This window comes from Paenibacillus alvei DSM 29, from assembly GCF_000293805.1.
In the GTDB taxonomy this organism is placed as follows: Bacteria; Bacillota; Bacilli; order Paenibacillales; family Paenibacillaceae; genus Paenibacillus_B; species Paenibacillus_B alvei.
The window spans coordinates 94109-111054 of the sequence record NZ_AMBZ01000004.1; the positions used below are offsets into that span (position 1 = coordinate 94109).

Below are 16946 nucleotides of genomic sequence, written 5' to 3' on the forward strand. Positions count from 1 at the left end.
GCTCCTAAAATTGGTGTTTTAGATGAACATTTGATAAAATGTTGCTTGCAATATACTAGATAGATCATGATAGCCATGGGGGTGCCGAACGATGGGGCTTAAATCGAATAAAGACCGCCACCTGCCTCTGCTCCCGCTACGAGGCTTGCTCGTGTACCCGAGCATGGTGTTGAATTTGGATGTGGGACGCGATAAGTCAGTACGGGCACTTGAACATGCGATGCTGGAGGACCAGCTTCTGCTGTTGTGTACGCAGTCAGAGGTTAGCATCGAGGAGCCGTCTCAGGATGATATTTTCCGCATTGGTACAATAGCGAAGGTGCGCCAAATGCTTCGTCTGCCTAATAACACGATACGTGTGCTTGTTGAGGGAGTAGAGCGTGCCGAAATCGTTGAATATGTGCCAAATGATGAATTCTATGAGGTTCAGGTGCGTGTCCTGCATGAAGAGGCAAATCAGTCTTCAGAGACCGAAGCGCTCATGCGCATGGCATTAACTCAATTCGAAAATTATGTGCAAATGTCGAAGAAGGTGTCGCCGGAGACGCTTGCATCCGTCACGGACATTGAGGAACCGGGCAGGATGGCAGATGTAATCGCCAGCCACTTATCAATCAAGCTGAAGGATAAGCAGGCGCTTCTGGAAACGGTGGACAGTAAGGCTCGTCTGCACAAGTTGCTTGAGCTGCTCAATAATGAGAGCGAAGTGCTGGAGATGGAGAAGAAAATTGGCCAGCGCGTGAAAAAGCAAATGGAAAAGACGCAAAAGGAATATTATTTGCGCGAGCAGATGAAGGCGATTCAAAAGGAATTGGGAGATAAAGAAGGACGTGCAGGGGAAGCTGAGGAACTGCGTGCCCAATTGAAGGAGCTTGATGCTCCGGATAAAGTTCGAGAGAAGATCGGCAAAGAAATCGACCGATTGGAGAAAATGCCTGCTTCCTCAGCAGAAGGATCGGTCATTCGCAATTACATTGATTGGCTGCTTCAAATCCCGTGGTCAACAATGACGGAGGATGACCTTGATCTCGGTAAGGCTGAGTCGATTCTAGAGGCAGACCACTACGGATTGGAGAAGCCAAAGGAACGTGTGCTGGAATACTTGGCCGTACAGCAGCTTGTCAAGGAAATGAAAGGGCCGATTTTGTGTCTTGTTGGCCCTCCGGGTGTAGGAAAGACCTCGCTTGCGAGATCCATTGCGAAGTCGCTTGGCCGGAAGTTTGTCCGTATCTCGTTAGGTGGAGTGCGTGACGAAGCAGAAATTCGCGGTCACCGTCGTACATATGTAGGGGCAATGCCGGGTCGGATCGTGCAAGCTCTCAAAAATGCGGGCACGATGAACCCTGTGATGCTGTTGGACGAAATTGACAAGATGGCTTCGGATTTCCGCGGGGATCCTGCAGCAGCATTGCTGGAAGTGCTCGATCCAGAGCAGAACAACGCATTCAGCGATCATTTCGTCGAACTGCCGGTTGATTTATCACGAGTTTTGTTCGTTACAACCGCTAATGCCGTACATAATATACCGCGTCCGCTGCTTGATCGTATGGAGATGCTTAACTTGTCTGGCTATACAGAGCTGGAGAAGCTGGAAATTGCGAACCGTCACCTTCTTCCGAAGCAGAAAGAAGCGCACGGGCTGAAGGAAGGTCAGTTGACCGTTACAGAGGAGGGCATCCTGCAAGTCATTCGCGAGTATACACGTGAAGCTGGCGTTCGTCAGCTCGAGCAGCAATTGGCAGCGTTATGCCGGAAGGCAGCTAAGCGTGTCGTGTCTGAACAGGTAAATGAGATTCAGATTGACGCCCAGCAATTATCTGAATATTTAGGTGTAGCTCGATATCGCTACGGGCTGGCAGAACAAGATGACCAAATAGGAACGGTGACAGGTCTTGCGTGGACGGAAGCGGGGGGAGACACGCTTAACATTGAGGTAACCGTTGTCCCTGGTTCTGGCAAGCTTCAATTGACAGGTAAGCTTGGCGATGTCATGAAGGAGTCTGCACAGGCTGCATTTAGCTACATCCGCTCGAAGTCAGCGCAGTGGGAGTTGGAGCCAGACTTCCATGAGAAGCTGGATATTCACGTCCATGTACCGGAAGGGGCGATTCCGAAGGATGGTCCTTCTGCCGGAATCACAATTGCGACGGCACTTGTATCGGCGTTCACCAACCGGTACGTATCCAAGGATGTTGCAATGACTGGTGAGATTACACTGCGCGGGCGCGTTCTCCCGATTGGCGGATTGAAAGAGAAGTCGCTGGCCGCGCTCCGTGCGGGAATCAAGACGGTTCTGTTCCCGCATGACAATGAACGTGATCTTGCGGATATCCCGGATACGGTACGGCAGGAGTTAACCTTTATACCGGTTTCTCATATGGATGAAGTGCTGCGGCATGCCTTGCTGGAGCAAGCTTCCTCATAAATATGTAGAAGTAGACGGGTGCGCGTAAGCGCATCCGTTTTTCTTGTTTTTGTGAAATGACGGGAATCGTGTACAATTGTACAATGGACAGAACAGAATGTAAGGTGAGGATAATCGAACATGAAAATAACAAATGCAGAATTTATTATTAGTGCTGTTGGAGCATCACAGTATCCTGACGACGGTTTTCCCGAGATTGGACTGGCAGGTCGATCAAATGTCGGTAAGTCTTCCTTGATTAATCGGTTGATAATGCGCAAAAACTTGGCGCGCACAAGTTCGCAGCCAGGCAAGACGCAGCAATTGAACTACTACCGCATCAATGACAATATGTATTTCGTAGACGTTCCGGGATATGGATATGCAAAGGTGTCAAAGACACAGCGCGCTGCTTGGGGACGCATGATTGAGGCATATTTCCAAGAACGTGAGACACTTAAGCTTGTGCTGCTGGTCGTTGACTTGCGTCATGCTCCTACAGCGGACGATTGTATGATGCATGACTGGCTGACGCATTATGGCATTCCGGTCTGCGTTGTCGCTACAAAGGCCGATAAAATCTCAAAGAATCACCTTCCAAGACATGTAAAGCAAGTCCGAACCACACTCGGATTATCACCAGATGCTCCCTTCGTCATGTTCTCCTCGGAAACTGGACAAGGCCGAGAAGAGTTATGGGAGATTATTAATCAACATGCAGGCGTTAATTCGTAAGCATGTTGGATAAAATATGGGATAGTTCCGTCCTCAGTCCGTTTTTTTGCGAAATGCACCATAAAATGGCGGCTCGTGAACAGGAATTCATGTGATCCCTGTAGTATAATAAAGATGTGTAAATATAATTTGTTGAATACGGTTTAAGGAGAGTTTTTATGGCTCGGCGGTTAGCCACAGAGTATGTGAAAGCCAGTTTACAGTTAACGGAAGCTCAGTTGACCCGATTTGTGCAATCGCTCGCGAAGCAATCTATTGTAGGGCGGGTGAAAGTATTAGAAAACGGTAATCAAGAGGTGGTTCTTGAGGACGGCCAGGGTGATGAGATCATATTCCTGTTCGAGAAACAAGGCAATCGGTATGTCTGTGTAACGTCTTGCCGCTTGGTTCATCCGAAATTGACGCAAGTGATGCATAAGCTTGTGGCGACATTCCGTGGCGAAGCGGTAGTCAATCGGATTTTTGCGGGATTTACAATCACTTATTATTACGTGGATGGGGCAGTTCGCAAGATTGTGGAGCAGAAGGAAGAGCCTCGCGTTATTTTCGAACATAAGGATACGGTGCTAGACTTGCAGAATATGTACCGTAACGATCGTGTAGAAATACGTATTGCGAGTATCAAGGAGCGCATCAACAGCCTCCTCGATAAGCGAAATCACAGTCTGTCGGCGGATGAGATTCAAGCTGTGGATCATGAGCTGGCAGAAATGGCAAAGCAATTGTTCATCTTGGAAGCCTGAGCGGCATTGGAATAGAAAAGAACTTAGGGCATGCGCCTTAAGTTCTTTTTATTTTCTGCACATATTGGGCGGAAGAAAATAAACACCTAACGGCTGCTTTTTCCATATAGTAGACAGGGAATTACAAATGGTCTGGTGAAAAGCGAATAAAAAGTGTTGCATTTATGTGTATAAGATGTTATTTTTAATCTCGTTGAAAACAATATAGGAACCAGGATTCACTCAGGACATTGCATGTTGCGAGAGATTTTTCCCTCGGGAAGTGAATGACGTAGGTCCTAGCGGATGAAATTATTTTTTTCAAACATTTTATTCCTAGGAAGGGGGAACCGGAAGATGGAATACTCAACTTTCGGAAGACATGTTGCTGTTGACACGTGGGGAGTCGACTTCGATTTGCTGAACAATGCTCAATTGCTTGAAGCACAACTGGTAGAAGCCGCTGAAGCGTGTGGTGCAACCGTCTTGTCTGTTCAATCTAAACAGTTTGACCCACAAGGGGCAACAGTTCTAGTTATGTTGTCAGAAAGTCATCTTTCAATCCACACTTATCCTGAACGTGGATTTGCAGCAATCGATTGTTACACTTGCGGAGAAACAGTAGACCCGCAGCTAGCCATTGATTACCTGGTCTCTATGTTGAAACCGGAGAAAACGTACGCGAAGAAGCTCGTTCGCGGATTAGGCGAATTGCAAGTGGTTACTCCGGATATGAAAGTATCCGAATTGGTATAGAACACAATAAAGTCCCGCTCACTTAAGTGCTTGGCACCGGGTTGAGCGGGCTTTTTTTATTCATTTTACCCTGGTTATTTGTCCACTTGCAGCTCCATAAGCTATATACATAATCATATATAGTAGGAGAATGCCTATGAGACCAAAGCGATTTCGAAGCGGTGTCGTATGGATGGTCGTATTGTTCATGCTGCTTATATGGCCTTCTATTCAGGTGTACAACTTCTTGTCACCGAAGATAGAAGCATCCGATCCGCTAAAAATGCTGTATGAGGTAGCTCAATTTCAAATGAATTTGTTAAAAGGATCGATGCAGGAAGCTAAACGGGTTCATACAACCGATCAATTGCAAAAATTGAAGCTGGTTGCCTACTCAGCAGCCTTTGCACATGAACGGCTGGTGCGTGCAGTTGGCAAGGATAAGCTGCCAGAGCTCTCTAGTATGAATAAGGTTGTAGAGATGATAACATTGCTGCAATTAAATGGGGATCGCCCGCTTGCAGACAGTGAAAAAGAGGTGATAAGCACCTCCGCCGATGCAGCGAACAAATTAGTTGACAGTTACGCTCTCATTTATAACAGCAGTGGACATTGGATTGCGTCACAGCGTGAAGAGCTCATCTTGGCCGATAAAGAGCTCATAAGTGTGCTGGATTCTTATTTTGCACCGTAATAGTTTGGCAAAAAGTGCATAAAAAAGAATGACATTAGGTCGCAGCAATGTTAGTATAAGGTGCAGTTAGCACGTACAAACTAAAATTTGACATGCATTTCATAATATTTTCAAATTACGAACGAATGTTCTCTGTGATGTATGTTATAATGATTATCATCTGAGAATGTACTAAATATCGAAAAGCAGGTGAAATGAATGCACATCATCGTCGTCGGCATGAACTATCGTACAGCGCCCGTAGAGATTCGGGAAAAGTTCGCGCTGCCCGAAAGTGAATGGCAAGAGGCGCTGAGACAATTGAGACAGACGAAGAGCGTGCTCGAATGTGTGATGGTGTCGACATGCAACCGTACAGAGCTGTATGTGGTTGTCGACAGATTGCACATGTGCGGTTACTTCATCCGCAGCTTTATGGAGACATGGTTCGGCATCCCTAGACAGCAATTTACACCGTACCTCTATATATATGAAGATGATCAGGCCGTTGAACATTTATTCCGGGTCAGCTGCGGCTTGGATTCCATGGTCATCGGTGAAACGCAAATTCTTGGTCAGATCCGCAATGCCTTCTTGTTTGCGCAACATGAAGGGGTAACAGGAACGTGGCTCAATACGGTATTTAAGCAGGCGATAACACTCGCGAAGAGAGCACATGCCGAAACAAGCATTAACGAAAATGCGGTATCGGTCAGCTATGCTGCTGTTGAGCTTGGCAAGCGCATATTCGGATCATTCCATGGCAAGAAAGTGCTCATCCTTGGCGCAGGCAAAATGAGCGAGCTTACCGTAAAGCATTTGTATGCGAACGGTGCCGCTGAGGTGATGGTAGCGAACCGTACATTATCTCGTGCGGAGGAACTGGCGAAGCAATTTAATGGACGAGCGGGGACACTCGACGAGGTTGATCTAATGCTGGCTGAAGCAGACATCGTTATAAGCTCTACTGGGGCTAAGGAATATGTGTTATCGGCGGATGATGTAAAGCGGGCGATGAGCAAGCGCAAGTCTCGGTCGCTATTCTTTATTGATATTGCCGTACCGCGTGACTTGGATCCTGCGATTAGCGATTTGTCGAATGTATTCTTGTATGACATTGATGATTTGCAAGGTATTGTAGAAAGCAATCTGGCTCGGCGGCGCAAGGAAGCGGCAAAGATTGAAGCTTTTATTGCAGATGAACTCGAGGAGCATCGCCATTGGCTCAAAATGCTAGGTGTAACCCCGATGATTCGCTCATTGCAGGCCAAGGCAGACCGTATTCATCAGGATACGCTCCAAAGCTTGTTCAATAAGCTACCAGAGCTGTCCGACCGGGAAGCGAAGCTGATACGCCGGTTGACGAAAAGTATGCTGAATCAAATGATGCACGACCCAATTAACCAAATTAAAGAGCTCGCCGCAGAGAAGAATGGAGACGAGGCATTGCAATTGTTCTCGCAAATCTTCGCACTTGAGGAGCCGGAAGCGGATGGCAAGAAGGAGCGAGGAGAGGAACAGCCCTCCACGCAAGTCCCCGTGAATCGGAATGCTGAACCCGAACGGGGGAAGTCTGTGCTGTCTTGGGCAGCCGTCACATGGTAGTGGAAGAACAGGAGGCGGCAGGCATCGATGGTTACGAATAGTTGGATTTACGATGCGATTATATACACATACGCCCTGAGCCTTCTGTTTTATTTTTCCGATGTGGTAGGAGTCAATCGGAAAGCGAAGCGGATGGGCGCAGGGCTTCTTACTTTTGTATGGGTACTCCAGACCATTTTCTTAATTGTGAGGATGGTGCGACATCAGGATGTTCCTGTTTTTAGCAGTTTTGAATTCATGTTCTTATTCTCATGGTTCTTAGTGACCGTATCCATTGTTATTAGCAGGTTTTTTCATATCGAATTTATCGTATTCTTTGTAAACCTGATTGGTTTTGCTTTATTGCTGGTAAACATGCTTAATGATCCAACGATGCCTGCATCGATGAAGGAATGGGAGATGATGCGCAATTTGCTCTCCTTTCATATCTCGCTTGCGGCCTTTGGGTTTGCAGCCTTGACGGTTAGTGCAGTATTTGCAGGCATGTATGTATTTCTGCATCATAAGCTTAAGGCCAAGCAGTGGTCGGATGCGGTGAGGCGCTTGCCTAGTCTTGAACGAATTGAGCGATTCTCCTACCTGGCAGCGGTAATCGGCATTCCGATGTTCCTGTTGTCGCTTGCTGTAGCGGTGGGAGCTATCCTGCTGGACAACCGTACGGAACTGCTGATCGATTTAAAAATATGGTTTACATTAGCAGCGCTTCTGCTGTATGGCTCCTATGTTGTGAAACGCTCGCGCTATGATTCAACAGGATTTCGACTTTCTTTGTTGAATTTAGGATGTTATGCGGTAATCATGCTCAATTTCGCATTGAATTCATTATCGACATTTCATCGCTGGATTGGAGTGTAGCGAATGGGAGATTCCCCTCTGTATCCGATTATGCTGAAGCTTGCCGGCAAGCCATGTACCGTTATTGGCGGCGGCAAGGTAGCTGCCCGCAAAATTCGCCATTTGCTGGCAAGTGGTGCTAAAGTGAAGGTGGTCAGTCCCATATTGACTCCGGAGCTTTGGCATTTTGTGAATAATGGAATCGTTATGCACGTTGCAAGAGAGTATGAGGAGGGGGACGCTATCGGAGCGCTGCTCGTGTTTGCTGCGACAGACGATAGTGAAGTTAATGAACGGGTGGCAGCAGAGGCAAGGCGATGCGGTGCGCTAATTAATGTTGCTCATAGTCCGGATCATAGTGACTTTGCCAATCCTGGGGCGATTCAGCATGGTGATGTCCATCTGGCTGTATCGACGGGCGGTGCGAGTCCCACCTTGACGCGAAGCATACTTGCTAAGCTGTCCAAGCTCATGGACGAGGAGTTGGCGCAAGTTGCGGAACTGCTGCTGCATGCACGTAAAGCTGCCCATACGGTACTGCCTGACACAGCCCAGCGCCAGCGTGCAATGCGGCATTATGCAGTGGAATGCTGGCGAACTTATGAGCAACACGTTCCGCTTCCCAAGTGGGAAGAGTGGATAGAGGCATGGCTCGCGCAATTATCAATAAATGAATCCATAATATAGGCAAGCAGGAGGGCAACTAGATGCGTACTATCATTGTTGGAACAAGGCAGAGTGCCTTGGCGCTGACGCAGACCGGGCATGTTATTTCAGCGTTGGAAGCCATTTGCCAAGAAAATAATCTTCCGTATCGCTTCGAAATTAAAAGATCGTAACCAAGGGCGATCGCATACTGGATGTGACCTTGTCCAAGGTAGGCGGCAAGGGGCTGTTCGTAAAGGAAATCGAACAGGCGCTTATTGACAAGGAAGTTGATATTGCGGTTCATAGTATGAAAGACATGCCATGGGAGCTGCAGGATGGACTTACGGTTGGCGCAGTGCCGAAACGGGAGGATCCGAGAGATTGCTTGATTATGAAGTCGGGCACCTCGATCGAAGATTTGCCCATAGGCGCCAAGGTGGGTACCAGCAGCCTGCGCAGAGCTTGTCAATTACAGGCGCAGCGTCCTGATCTGCAAATCGAGCCATTGCGCGGCAATATTGATACGCGGCTGAAGAAGCTTGATACGGAAGGGTTCGATGCGATTGTTCTTGCTGCAGCAGGACTGCACCGGATGGGCTGGCAGGATCGCATTACATCTTACTTGCCCACAGCAGTAAGCCTGCCGGCAGTAGGCCAAGGGGCACTGGGGATTGAATGCCGCGCAGATGATGAAGAAGTATTGGCGCTGCTTGCACGTTATCACGATGCAGACACCGCTCTTACGGTTCAGGCAGAACGTGCCTTCTTAGGACGTTTGAATGGCGGCTGCCAAGTTCCAATCGGGGCATATGCAGAGCTTCATGGTGCTGATGGCACGATGCGCTTGACTGGCCTTGTCGGCTCAGCCGAGGACAATACGATTGTGAGCGACACTATGGTAGGTAAACATCCAGAGGAACTTGGTATTGCAGTTGCAGAGCGGCTGCTGGATCAAGGAGCGGAACAAATGTTATCCCAATTAAGGGGCTGATAAGAATGGAACGGCATTCCTCTGAATTAGGTATCGTGTATCTAGTAGGCGCAGGGCCGGGAGATGCTGGCTTGATTACGGTCAAAGGCTTGAACTGTTTGCAGGAAGCGGATGTTGTTGTCTATGATCGCCTTTCCAGTCCTCAGCTGCTTAGGCATATGAAGCCCGGCGCACGCAGGATCTATGTCGGTAAGCTGCCTGATAGGCATGCGATGAAGCAAGCGGACATTAATCAGCTTCTTGCCGATCTGGCTCTGGAAGGACACCGGGTTGTTCGCTTAAAGGGAGGAGATCCATGTGTATTTGGCAGAGCAGGAGAAGAAGCGGCTGTGCTGAAGGAGCATGGGATATCATTCGAGATCGTTCCGGGTGTCACCTCAGCGGTGGCGGTTCCGGCTTATGCCGGCATTCCCGTGACACATCGTGAGTATGCCTCTTCCTTCTGCGTAGTCACAGGACACGAAAATCCTGACAAGCTGGACGAATTCATTGAGTGGGAACAGATGACTCAATCAGCAGGCACCTTGTTGTTTCTTATGGGGATTGGCAAGCTGCGTGCGATAGTAGAACGATTAATGAGCCATGGGCGGGCAGCGGAGACACCTGTTGCATTGATACGCTGGGGAACACGGGCAGAGCAGTTCACCATTGTTGGAACTTTAGCGACGATTGCGGATGAAGCAGAGCGGATCCGATTTGAATCGCCTGCAATCATTATCGTAGGTGACGTTGTTAAGCTGCGGGAACAGCTTACATGGGCAGAAGAGCGGCCATTATTCGGGAAGCGTGTGCTTGTGACGAGAAGCCGTAGCCAAGCAAGCGAGCTTGTGCGGGCCGTCGAACAGCTTGGAGGGGAGCCTTATGAATTTCCTGTCATTGAAATGCGTGCGCCTGTCTCGGCGCGGCAGAAGCAGGCGATTCAACAGGCATTCCTGCAGGCTAGGCAGTATCACTGGCTCATTCTAACGAGCGTGAATGGTGTTTCGTATTGGTTCCAGCATTTGCAGGATCAAGGCCAGGACATTCGTCAATGGGCTGGCGCACGAATTGTGACGGTTGGACCAAAAACGGCTGAGGCGCTTCGTGAATACGGTGTACAGCCGGATGTATCTGCTGCTCAGTTTAGTCAAGAAGGGGTATGGGACGTACTGCGCCCGCTCGTTGCGTCAGGGGAGCGCGTACTGCTAGCGCGCGGGGATTTGTCACGTCCTTGGCTAAAGGAGACCCTACATCAGCATGGTCTTATTGTCGATGAGATCGATCTGTACGAGACTGTATTGCCCGAAGAGGATGATCCTTGCTTATTAGAACTGCTTGAGGATAACGCCATTCATCTTATTACCTTTACGAGTTCTTCGACTGTAACGAACCTGATCGCGTCGTTAACACGCATGGGCGTGTCGAATCCAGTAGCGAAACTGAGCGGCGCTCAGGTTGTCTGCATCGGAGATATTACAGCGCGTACAGCGCGCGAATTAGGCTTGCAGGTTGATGCAGTAGCCGAGCGTTCTACCATAAAAGGATTGGTAGAAGCAATGAGCAAGCTATGCAATAGTGAAAAGTCAAATATACACATTCAAGGAGGTTGCTAATATGGTATTTCCAACTACAAGATTACGCCGCCTACGGAAGACGGCAGCTCTCCGCAATATGGTACGCGAGACAGTATTAACCGTAAATGATTTAATTATGCCTATTTTTGTAACGCATGGCACCAATATTAAGGAAGAAATCAGCTCCATGCCAGGCGTGTACCACTTTTCGCTAGATCGTCTGGATGAAGAAATTAATGAAATCGTACAAGTAGGGATTCAAGCTATCGTGTTGTTTGGCGTTCCGGCATCGAAGGATGCTGTCGGAAGTTCTGCGTTCGACACGAACGGAATTGTACAGCAAGCGACAAGACAAATAAAGGCTGCTCATCCCGAACTGCTCGTCATCGCAGATACTTGCCTCTGTCAATATACTGATCATGGTCATTGCGGCATGATACATGTGCATGAAGTGAATGGCTGTGAAATTGGCGAAATCGATAATGACGAGTCGCTCGAGTACTTAGTTCGTACTGCTGTATCCCAGGCCGAAGCGGGAGCCGATATCATTGCGCCTTCCAATATGATGGATGGATTCGTGCACGCGATTCGAGCAGGACTGGATGAAGCGGGCTACAGTGATGTGCCAATCATGTCTTATTCTGTGAAATATGCTTCGGCATTCTACGGCCCATTCCGGGATGCAGCGCATTCCGCACCGCAATTTGGCGATCGCAAGACATACCAGATGGATCCTGCTAATGTGCGTGAAGCGGTTCGCGAGGCAGAAGAGGATGTTCTGGAGGGCGCGGACATGCTGATGGTGAAGCCGGCCATGGCATATATGGATGTCATCCGTGTGATAAAGGATCAGTTCGATCTGCCACTGGTCGCTTATAATGTGAGCGGCGAATACTCCATGGTGAAGGCTGCGAGCAAGCTTGGATGGATTGACGAGCGGGCAATAGTTACTGAACTGCTGCTTGGTTTAAAGCGTGCAGGAACGGATATGATTATTACGTACCATGCGAAGGATGCAGCGCGCTGGCTGTCAGATCGTTCCTAATTATCAGGGCAAGCGGATGGAATATATAGCAAGCACCCCTCCAGCACATTTAGCGAAATGCAGCGGAGGGGTACTTGTCTGCCCAATCATTTAGGAAGCTAGCTTACGTAAGGACTCTGGAACAGCTTGGATACATCCAGTGTGTATTCGGTAGGTTGCAGCGTCAAGATGCGCTGATGCTCCAAATCGCGGATTACCTGCTCTAATACGTTGCGATGCACACCAGCAAGCCCTGACATGGCATCGGGATCGAAGGCGGTACGGATGTAGATTTTGTCTCCACGGCGTTCGCCTTGCTGCTGAGCGATACGGACAATGTTCTTCACGATGCGGCTAGGAGCATCCAGGAACGTTAAGTCATAGACGTATCCGTTCGTCGAACGAAGCCGCCCGCACAGTTGAATCATAACCTGCTTCGCAATGTCGTAATGGGCTCGCAGCAATAGATGGAAGCTTTCAGAAGTAACGGTCAATAATACGGTATCCTCCAGTGTCTCTGCTGTAGCAGAACGCGGCTTGCCATCAATAAGCGCAAGCTCGCCGAAGTTGTCGCCGCTCTTGAAGACGGAAAGGATCTTTTGTTGTCCTTTCTTGTTGGATGTGTATACTTTGACGGCACCGCGTAATACGATGCAGAATGTGTGTCCTGGATCTCCCTGCTGGAACAAAATCGTATGTGGGGCATACTCCCGACGGGATGTGATGGACGATACGATTTCCAGCTGTTCATCAGTCAAATCAGAGAACAGTGGGACGCGTTTTAGCAATTCAATCATGACTTTCCCCTCTTTGCCAAGCCGATTTTTTACTAGTGTAACATAGAACAGAGGAATAAATAAGAAGGAGCTACCAACATGTCTGAAAAAAATCTGGCCGTGTAGACACTCGTTCGCAGGCAGCATTTGCAGAAGCAAAAAAATACATACCTGGCGGTGTGAATAGCCCTGTTCGCGCATTTAAATCTGTCGGACTAACGCCTGCCTATATTGAGCGGGCGGAAGGTTCCCGACTGTATGATATCGATGGCAACGTATTTGTCGATTATGTATGTTCGTGGGGGCCGTTAATTATGGGTCACGCGCATCCAGAGGTCGTTCGTGCAATCCAAGAAACGGCGGCGAAAGGGACAAGCTTTGGTGCGCCTACTGAGATCGAGACGGCTATGGCCAAGCTGGTATGTGAGCGTGTGCCTTCGGTAGATATTGTCCGCATGGTTAATTCGGGAACGGAAGCAACAATGAGTGCGATCCGGCTGGCCCGTGGAATAACGAAGCGGAGTAAGATTGTTAAATTTGAAGGCTCCTACCATGGTCATGGAGACAGCTTGCTGATCAAGGCTGGCTCTGGTGTAGCTACATTAGGACTGCCGGACAGCCCAGGGGTGCCTGCAGGGGTGGCCAGCAATACGATAGCAGTTCCTTACAATGATTTGGAGGCAGTGAAACTGGCCTTTGAACGCTATGGCGAAGACATAGCCTGTGTCATTGTGGAGCCGGTAGCAGGTAACATGGGAGTTGTTCCGCCGAATGAAGGATTTTTGGAAGGGCTGCGGAATTTAACAGAGCAGTTTGAAAGCTTGCTCATTTTCGATGAAGTCATGACCGGATTTCGTGTAGGCTATAGCTGTGCGCAAGGCTTGTTTGGCGTTATACCGGATTTGACTTGCTTTGGAAAGGTTATTGGCGGAGGACTGCCAGTAGGTGCATACGGAGGAAAACGCGAATACATGGAGCAGATTGCGCCAAGCGGACCGATCTATCAAGCCGGCACGTTAAGCGGCAATCCACTGGCGATGGCTGCGGGCTACACGACATTGTCTTTGCTTGCGCCGGAGGTGTACGATGAGCTGGATCGCAAGGGCGCAATGCTTGAGGAGGGCTTCACGCGAAATGCTCAGGAGCTTGGAGTGCCATGTACAATCAATCGCATCGGCTCGATGGTATGCCCGTTCTTTACGAATGAAGCGGTCACGAACTTTGATACGGCACGTACTTCCAACTTGGAATTGTTCCGCAGCTATTTCAAGCATTTGTTGGATGAAGGGGTCAATGTAGCGCCTTCGCAATTCGAAGGGATGTTTGTATCAGCAGCTCATACTGATGAAGATATTGAGTTTACGATACAAGCTCACTACGCAGCACTGAAAAAGTCTATCTAAGCATAGAGTGAATTAAAACGGGGTAGAAAGATAGTCTTTTAGACTACACCCTGCAACGGAATAGAACGACGATAAGCCCGGCGATTCCCGTCTCTAGCGGAGTGCCGGGCTTTGAAATGAAATGAAAAGGAAATAGAGTGGAGGTGCGGCATGACACGGTATTGGAGACGCCAAGGTGAATGGGTAGAGTTCATGCCTGGCAAGGGAGTGCTCAAAGAGGAAGAGTCAACATTTTCTTGGTTAATCGGAGAGCTGCGCTTGCCGAAAAATTTCGTTCAAAGAATGAAGCATGAGGGAGATATTCGCACGGCTGGAGATAGGCTGAGGCTGAGATGGTTTACTCGTGAATCGGATTCCTATGAACCTGCAGATGAGCCTGCAGAGGTGCTGTATGAAGATGATGCCTGTCTTGTTGCCTATAAGCCTTCGGGAATGGCAGTTCATCCTTCGACACCTGAGCAGGCCAAGAGACGGGACAGTTTGGCTCATGCTGTAGCATGCCATTATGCTTGGACAGGACAGTCGGCTAAGGTACTGCATATCCATCGGCTTGATGTTGATACAACAGGGCCCGTATAGTATGCAAAGCAGCCCTGTTCGCAAGTTATTCTTGATGAAATGATGCGCGAAAAAAAGATTGAACGTATCTATCATGCGATTGTTCACGGAACGCCGACTCCGGCTTCTGGAACAATTGATGCGCCAATAGGAAAGGATCGTCATCACCGCGGAAAATATCGGGTAAGTGACAGTGGGGTACGTGCGATCACTCATTATGATACGTTGCAGCCTGGTTCAGAGCTGTCTCTAGTTCGGTTGTCTCTGGAGACAGGGAGAACACATCAAATTCGGGTGCATATGAGTGCAAAGGGCTACCCGCTTGCAGGAGACGTGATGTACGGCGGGGATGACAAGCTGATTCGCAGACAAGCGCTTCACGGAGAAAGCTTGCGCTTCCGCCATCCGTTGTCGGGAGAACACATTCAGGTGGATGTCCCGTGGCCAGAGGACATGTTGCGTTTACGGCAAAAATATAGTCATGCTCCTCTCTTTCTTCCCATATAGATGAAGTAGTGATACGAGTCTGACTTTGCGACTGTAGCTTAACATCGTTGTCGAATTGCATGTGTGCTGGTCACAAGGGAGGATGGCATATGAACTGCGGGAGGAGGAGCGGTCTGTGAACGATGAATCATATGGATTGCGATTTGATATTTATGAACGTGTGCATTTGTCCGACGAAGTGGTCGGCATTGATCAATTGGAAGAAGTGGAGTTGACACCGCACATTCAGGTCATTCCTGCTGGTGACCAGGTGACGGTGCGCGGCAGCTTGCTGCTGGCAGGAGCATACGTAGGTGCCGATGAATTGCGAAGCAGCCATTCGCTTGAGCATTGGATACCAGTTGAAATCACACTGCCCTTAAACCGGGTGCGCAGCTTAGAAGATATTTCGGTCGACATTGAGCACTTTGATGTTGATCTATTATCGACACGAACATTGAATATAACAGGAATTTTATCGCTGCGCGGCATCTCGATGGAAAGTATCGAGCCTGCAGCTTGGGAACCTGAGCAATTTACGGTCGTGCATCAAACAGAGATCGAGCAGGATGAGGAGGAACCTTCATGGCTGCGTGACTACGGTACATATACACCGGCATTTACATCGAGTCATGAAGAGAGTTTGTCTGAGAGCAACGGAGGATCGAATGATGAATCGAATAACGAATCATCGAATGTAGAATCGGATGCAGATCCAAGAGAGGAATATAGAGAGTACAGCTCTGCATGGAATTCCGAAGAACAAAAGCAGGAACAGGATCACGAGTTTATGCAAGATGAAGAGGAAGAAGAATCTGAATCTTATACTCGAGCTGCAGAAGAACTGGAAGCCAGCGAAGATGAAACTGAAGATGAGCAGTTGATTGCTCAATCAAATCATGAGCCATCCGACACCACTTCATCCAATTCTCAACGAGTTCCACTGACGTGGAGTGGTTCCCAATGGAACAAGGAGATTCTAGAAGCGGAAGAGCAAATGGAAGGCCAAAGTGCCGAAGCTTCGGAGGACGAGCGGCAGGCATCAAGCGAAACGAATGCTGATTCGCATGAAGGTGAACATGTGCGCACACCGAAGGGAGCTCCGTCTGATTTCCATACATTCTCTGAGGAAGCCCATGCTCGCGAACCCGTTGCAAGCCATGACAAGCGTGAGCGTAAGGAACGTGTATCCTCTACAGAAACGGATGATTCAGCGGCTGCCCAATTGTCAGAAGAGCTTGAGTCACTTGTCTCAACTCATGATGATGAGCGGGAGAGTGTAGAAGCCGGATCTGTTGTCAATGAACAGTCGGATGCTGATCCGGCAGCTGCAGTAAAGCAGGAAATGAAGATTGCGATTGGCAAGGGGAAAAATAGTGAGCCAGAAGCAGCCGAGCCGCTCGGGTTCAGTTCATTGCTTTCGATGAAGCGGGAGCCACAAGAGCCGGATCGGGTTCAGACGGAAGAGGAGACTGCGAAGCAGGCAGCGACGAATACGGAGGCCTCTGGAGAGGAAGTAAAGTGGCAGTCGTTATTCCTCCAACGTTTGGATGATGAACGTGCATTCAAAAAAGTGCGCTTGTGTATTGTGCAGCGTTCCGAAACGCTCGACACGATAGCAGACCGATATAGCATGAATTCACGAGAGATTGCTCTCTACAATCGCTTGGCGGAATCGGATGTATCCGAAGGGCAAGTTCTCTACATTCCCACCTCGTAACGATATCTCCATAAAGGCAAGAAACCCGTATGGCTCATTGAGCGACGGGTTTCTTTGTGTCTGCATGCAGCTGTACAAG

At 48.8% G+C, this 16946-nt stretch carries 13 protein-coding genes and 3 pseudogenes; 15 read left to right on the forward strand and 1 reads right to left on the reverse strand.

The genetic code is table 11. The annotated features are described in order from the left end of the window. Positions 1 to 91: 91 nt before the first annotated feature. The 11 genes and pseudogenes from lon to hemB all read left to right on the forward strand — a co-directional run bounded on the left by lon (position 92) and on the right by hemB (position 11945). The gene (gene lon, locus PAV_RS14200; protein WP_005547319.1) at positions 92 to 2425 is read left to right on the forward strand and encodes an endopeptidase La; all 2334 of its coding nucleotides are present in this window, start codon (positions 92 to 94) and stop codon (positions 2423 to 2425) included. A gap of 120 nt (positions 2426 to 2545) precedes the next feature. Continuing rightward, positions 2546 to 3139: a ribosome biogenesis GTP-binding protein YihA/YsxC gene (yihA, locus tag PAV_RS14205; RefSeq protein ID WP_005547321.1), complete on the forward strand. Its 594-nt coding sequence runs from the start codon at positions 2546 to 2548 to the stop codon at positions 3137 to 3139. 158 nt (positions 3140 to 3297) lie between these two features. Beyond that, complete coding sequence (locus PAV_RS14210) at positions 3298 to 3882, forward strand: hypothetical protein (RefSeq protein WP_005547324.1); 585 nt, start codon at positions 3298 to 3300, stop codon at positions 3880 to 3882. A gap of 336 nt (positions 3883 to 4218) precedes the next feature. Then, complete coding sequence (gene speD / locus PAV_RS14215) at positions 4219 to 4617, forward strand: adenosylmethionine decarboxylase (RefSeq protein WP_005547325.1); 399 nt, start codon at positions 4219 to 4221, stop codon at positions 4615 to 4617. Positions 4618 to 4753: 136 nt separating this feature from the next. Then, positions 4754 to 5290, forward strand: a complete 537-nt coding sequence (locus tag PAV_RS14220) for a hypothetical protein (protein ID WP_005547327.1) — start codon at positions 4754 to 4756, stop codon at positions 5288 to 5290. 198 nt (positions 5291 to 5488) lie between these two features. Continuing rightward, positions 5489 to 6874: a glutamyl-tRNA reductase gene (gene hemA / locus PAV_RS14225; RefSeq protein WP_005547329.1), complete on the forward strand. Its 1386-nt coding sequence runs from the start codon at positions 5489 to 5491 to the stop codon at positions 6872 to 6874. A gap of 27 nt (positions 6875 to 6901) precedes the next feature. Continuing rightward, positions 6902 to 7729, forward strand: a complete 828-nt coding sequence (gene ccsA, locus PAV_RS14230) for a cytochrome c biogenesis protein CcsA (RefSeq protein WP_005547335.1) — start codon at positions 6902 to 6904, stop codon at positions 7727 to 7729. Between the two features lie 3 nt (positions 7730 to 7732). Beyond that, positions 7733 to 8395 (forward strand): precorrin-2 dehydrogenase/sirohydrochlorin ferrochelatase family protein, encoded by a 663-nt coding sequence (locus tag PAV_RS14235; RefSeq protein WP_005547336.1) that lies wholly within the window; start codon positions 7733 to 7735, stop codon positions 8393 to 8395. Positions 8396 to 8415: 20 nt separating this feature from the next. Further along, positions 8416 to 9347 (forward strand): annotated as a pseudogene (hemC, locus tag PAV_RS14240) (hydroxymethylbilane synthase). A gap of 5 nt (positions 9348 to 9352) precedes the next feature. Further along, the gene (gene cobA / locus PAV_RS14245; RefSeq protein WP_005547339.1) at positions 9353 to 10939 is read left to right on the forward strand and encodes a uroporphyrinogen-III C-methyltransferase; all 1587 of its coding nucleotides are present in this window, start codon (positions 9353 to 9355) and stop codon (positions 10937 to 10939) included. A 1-nt stretch (position 10940) separates the two neighbouring features. Next, positions 10941 to 11945 carry a porphobilinogen synthase gene (gene hemB, locus PAV_RS14250; protein WP_005547340.1) on the forward strand — a complete coding sequence of 335 codons (1005 nt, stop codon included), beginning with the start codon at positions 10941 to 10943 and terminating at the stop codon, positions 11943 to 11945. A 98-nt stretch (positions 11946 to 12043) separates the two neighbouring features. Here hemB and PAV_RS14255 read toward each other — a convergent pair whose 3' ends face one another. Next, positions 12044 to 12721 (reverse strand): Crp/Fnr family transcriptional regulator, encoded by a 678-nt coding sequence (locus PAV_RS14255; protein ID WP_005547342.1) that lies wholly within the window; start codon positions 12719 to 12721, stop codon positions 12044 to 12046. A 98-nt stretch (positions 12722 to 12819) separates the two neighbouring features. Here PAV_RS14255 and hemL point away from each other — a divergent pair. The 4 genes and pseudogenes from hemL to PAV_RS14270 all read left to right on the forward strand — a co-directional run. Further along, positions 12820 to 14103 (forward strand): annotated as a pseudogene (hemL, locus tag PAV_RS14260) (glutamate-1-semialdehyde 2,1-aminomutase); the annotation flags it as partial. 150 nt (positions 14104 to 14253) lie between these two features. Further along, positions 14254 to 14682: an RluA family pseudouridine synthase gene (locus PAV_RS37285; RefSeq protein ID WP_005547347.1), complete on the forward strand. Its 429-nt coding sequence runs from the start codon at positions 14254 to 14256 to the stop codon at positions 14680 to 14682. Between the two features lie 15 nt (positions 14683 to 14697). After that, positions 14698 to 15168, forward strand: a pseudogene (locus PAV_RS37290) (RluA family pseudouridine synthase); the annotation flags it as partial. A gap of 115 nt (positions 15169 to 15283) precedes the next feature. Next, entirely contained in the window at positions 15284 to 16867 is a 1584-nt protein-coding gene (locus PAV_RS14270; protein WP_005547351.1) for a LysM peptidoglycan-binding domain-containing protein, read from the forward strand. Positions 16868 to 16946: the final 79 nt, after the last annotated feature.